This is a genomic window from Nitrosopumilus sp. b1 (assembly GCF_014078545.1).
Classification (GTDB): domain Archaea; phylum Thermoproteota; class Nitrososphaeria; order Nitrososphaerales; family Nitrosopumilaceae; genus PXYB01.
On sequence record NZ_MU078769.1, the window covers coordinates 1 to 3,838 of the forward strand.

The window sequence follows — 3,838 nt, forward strand, 5'->3', positions numbered from 1 at the left end:
ACACGCTCAATGCCGTATCGGCCAGGATTTGCCATTCCCTTAATGCCTTCTTTGTTTTCATCTATGTTAGACATCAGTATTTTCTCTCCACTGGTTGGTACCTTGTAATAGTTACTGGATGAGTTTTCATTATTGGCTCTTTTGGATCATAATAAGCAAGCGTATGGTGCAAGAAGTTAGCGTCATCTCTCTTTGGATAGTCTGTTCTTGCATGAGCTCCACGTGATTCTTTTCTATTAATTGCTCCAACTAGAACAATTTCTGCAGTTCTAAACATTGAATCTAATTCCATTACATTACAAAAGTTAGTGTTGTACTCTTTTGCCTTATCATCAACATGCTTCCAGGTTTGTTCACGGAGTTGGCGTAATTTCTTTAATCCTTCAACTAGATCAGTTTCATTTCTGTAAACGTATGATTTTTCATTCATGGTATCAGTGAGTTCCTGTCTTACTTCGTATGGATTAACAGAACCGTTTCCTCGGAAAATTCCGTCATAGATTCTCTTTTCTTCAGCTGCTACCATATGATGAGGAAATGGAGTATCTGGAGTTCCTTTTTCAATATAGTCAACTGCCTTCTCGCCTGTAATTTTACCCCAAACAATGCATTCAGAGGTGGAATTTGCGCCTAATCGGTTAGAGCCATGAGTACTATTGCAGGCAGCCTCGCCAGCTGCCCAGACTCCTTGAAGTTCTGTGGCACCATCAATATCAGAATGGATTCCACCCATCATATAATGACATACTGGTCTAATGTCAAGTAATTCATCAGCAGGATCAATTCCTGAAAATTTAATTGAGATTTCTCGAATTCCTCCGAGTTTTTCTTTGATGATTTCATCACCAACATGTCTAAGATCCAATTTCATACAATCAACACCGGTTTCGTGTTTGAATCCACGACCTTCATTGATTTCAGTAATAATAGAACGAGATACAATATCTCGAGGAGCAAGCTCCATCTTACTTGCAGCATATTTTTTCATGAAACGCTCACCCTTGTTGTTTAAGAGATGTCCGCCTTCTCCTCTTGCACCTTCTGTGATTAAAATTCCAGATGGCATAATTCCAGTTGGATGGAATTGTACAAACTCCATATCTTTTAGAGCAATTCCTGCTCTGTATGCCATGTCTAATCCATCAGGTGTTGATGAATATGCATAAGTTGAAAAACTGTAAAGACGTCCTGCACCACCGGTTGCAATGATTAGTGCTTTAGCTTTGATTGTGTAAAATGTACCAGATGATAATTCAATAGCAGTAATTCCTAAGAATCGCTGTCCATCATGAATGATTGATGTTGCAAACCATTCGTTAAAGTATTCAATATTTTCATAACGCTGACATGTATCATAGAGAGTTTGCATTTCATAAAATCCAACTTTATCAGATGCATATGTTGCTCTAGGATAGCTGTATCCACCAAATGCTCTTTGATCAATTCGTCCATCTTTTCGTCTAGACCAAGGCATTCCCCATCTATCTAGTTGATAGATTTGTTTTGGCATCTCATTGCAAAGTCGTTCTGCAACATCTTGATCTGCTAAAAAGTCACTTCCCTTTACGGTATCATAAATGTGAGATTCAATAGAGTCACCTTCATCTTGTGCAATAACTGCAGCAGTACCACCTTCTGCAGAAACAGAGTGTGAACGCATTACTTGCACTTTTGATACAACAGCGATTTTGATCTTTGAGTTTTTTTGCGCAGCTGAAATTGCAGCCCTTAATCCAGCCAAACCTGAACCGCAAATGATCAGATCATATTCTATGGACTCGACCATTTTCAGACTGACTACCATCGGGCGGGTTAAATATGTAGTAATAATTGGCCAGATCCAAATAATTAATATATATCGCTAGCGATATCACTAGTGATGATGTCTGAATGGTTTCAGAGAGTTGGAAGCTCAATTCCTAGGGGATTTTCAAGATATTTCATTCTTGAATTACTAAAAGAGAAACCACATTCTGGAAAAGAGATCATTGATCATGCAACAAAACAAAGTCAAGGGATTTGGAAACCATCACCTGGTCTGATCTATCCTTTACTTGGAAGATTACTTGATGAGAAGTTAATTGAAGAGACAAAAGATGGTAGATATCAAATTACAAAGAAGGGAAAAGACACTGCAGCTGATGTTGATAAGGTAAATGACATTGTAAAAAAGCAACTAGATGTTTTATTTAGAATTGGAAATGTCGGTCGATTCGTTGCAATGGATGTTCTAGAAAAAGTCTCTACTATGGGCTCTATGCTTAGCTCAAATGTAGCTAATATGACAGAGCAAGAGACTCAGAAATACAAGAAATTTTTAGAGTCTGAGCTCAAAAAAGTAGAAAGTGAAATCTCAAAGAAGAAAGGAAAAGAGATCAAGATCGATTAATCACTAGAATTCAAGGCTTTATTATTCCCGCATTCTAAATTAAATCATGATAGAATCAGATGATGCTTCTAAAGTGGTAGATACATTGGGTAAAAATCTTCTTGGAGTGTCCAAAAATCCAGTAAATTTTCAAAAATTGCCAGATACCTTTTGGGGTTATTTTGCTAGGGGTCACGACAAGAAAGGAAATTTTGGAGTTTTTGTAACGTATTCTGAAAATGAATCAGATGTAGATGACTTGATAAAAATCTATGAAGAATGGATTGCAAAAAATAAATCAAAAACAGAGATTAAATAATTCTCCAGATTACAAAATACATTGAAAAAATTCCGTCAGCTTTTGAAACAAAAAGGACCACTAGTAATTCCTGGTGTTTATGATGCAATTGGTGCTAAGATAGTTGAAAAGACGGGTTTTGAGGCAATGTTTCAGACTGGATATGGAACATCTGCAACTCTATTTGGAATGCCAGATTATGGCTTCATAGGGGCAACTGAGACTGTAGAGAATGCAAGGAGAATATGTCGTGCAGTTTCACCTCCTGTAATTGTTGATGCAGATACAGGGTATGGAAATGCACTAAGTGTTTGGAAATTAGTAAAGGAGTTAGAAGCAGCAGGGGCATCTGGAATGTTCTTAGAAGATCAAAGATGGCCTAAAAGATGTGGACACATGCAAGGAAAAGAAGTTGTTCCACATGAAGAATACACTGAAAAGCTTCAAGCTGCAGTAGATGCAAGATCCAGCAAGGACTTTGTTATTGTTGCAAGAACAGATGCAAGAGCTACTGAAGGATTAGATGCAGCAATAGAGAGAGGAAAACAAAACAAGAAAAATGGAGCAGATGTAATATTCATTGAAGCTCCAAAATCAATTGATGAGATGAAAATTATTGGAAAATCAATTAATGCTCCACTAGTTGCAAACATGATAGAAGGAGGACGCACTCCAATTAGTTCTGCTGCAAATTTGTACAAAATGGGTTTTAAGATAGTTCTATACCCATTATCAATTTTGTATGCAAACACGTTTGCAACACTCAAAATTATGAAAGAGCTCAAAAAAACAGGCACCACCAAGAAATTTGAGAAAGATTTGGTGAACTTTGATCAGTTCAATGATTTAGTGGAATTATCAAAGTTTAGAAAATTAGAAAAGAAGTATGGCTTTTCTAAAAGAGAATAAAATAAAAAATTTCAAGTAAAGCACAACTATGCTGTTGTGTTTCGCTTTACTTCAATTTCTATTGTTGAAACATTGCGTGATTTTCCGTCTTTTGACTCTAATGTTTCTGAGCCGATGCGAATGTTACCGATAGAGTATCCAGCATTTTCTGTTTTACGTGAGATGATTTGTGCCACATCTACTGCACGTCCTATGCTTAAACCTCTAGCTTTGATGTTCACGGCAGGTAAATTTGCCAATTGAATTAGCGTTGAAGTAACATA

General features: G+C 36.9%; 5 protein-coding genes. 3 read left to right on the forward strand and 2 right to left on the reverse strand.

The window, feature by feature from the left end; translation table 11 throughout:
* Nucleotides 1-73: 73 nt before the first annotated feature.
* Nucleotides 74-1,786, reverse strand: coding sequence for a succinate dehydrogenase/fumarate reductase flavoprotein subunit (locus C6988_RS10545; protein WP_182135366.1), 1,713 nt, complete (start codon nucleotides 1,784-1,786; stop codon nucleotides 74-76).
* A gap of 96 nt (nucleotides 1,787-1,882) precedes the next feature.
* Here C6988_RS10545 and C6988_RS10550 point away from each other — a divergent pair, with 96 nt between their 5' ends.
* From C6988_RS10550 to C6988_RS10560, 3 genes are read left to right on the forward strand one after another with little or no spacing between them, the layout of a single operon-like run.
* On the forward strand, nucleotides 1,883-2,389 hold the full coding sequence (locus C6988_RS10550; protein WP_255464479.1) for a PadR family transcriptional regulator: 507 nt from the start codon (nucleotides 1,883-1,885) through the stop codon (nucleotides 2,387-2,389).
* A gap of 46 nt (nucleotides 2,390-2,435) precedes the next feature.
* A complete protein-coding gene (locus C6988_RS10555) occupies nucleotides 2,436-2,687 on the forward strand; it encodes a hypothetical protein (protein WP_182135370.1) in 252 nt (83 codons plus the stop codon).
* Between the two features lie 21 nt (nucleotides 2,688-2,708).
* Complete coding sequence (locus C6988_RS10560) at nucleotides 2,709-3,575, forward strand: isocitrate lyase/PEP mutase family protein (protein WP_182135372.1); 867 nt, start codon at nucleotides 2,709-2,711, stop codon at nucleotides 3,573-3,575.
* A gap of 26 nt (nucleotides 3,576-3,601) precedes the next feature.
* Here C6988_RS10560 and C6988_RS10565 read toward each other — a convergent pair.
* Nucleotides 3,602-3,838: AlbA family DNA/RNA-binding protein (locus C6988_RS10565; RefSeq protein WP_342752392.1), on the reverse strand; the 237-nt coding region annotated here is incomplete at its 5' end.

What these genes read in the sequence shown, in the direction of transcription:
- C6988_RS10555 (WP_182135370.1), top strand. Translation starts at nt 2,436, where the DNA reads ATGATAGAATCAGATGATGCTTCTAAAGTGGTAGATACATTGGGTAAA.
- C6988_RS10550 (WP_255464479.1), top strand. Translation starts at nt 1,883, where the DNA reads ATGTCTGAATGGTTTCAGAGAGTTGGAAGCTCAATTCCTAGGGGATTT.
- C6988_RS10545 (WP_182135366.1), bottom strand. Translation starts at nt 1,786, where the DNA reads ATGGTCGAGTCCATAGAATATGATCTGATCATTTGCGGTTCAGGTTTG.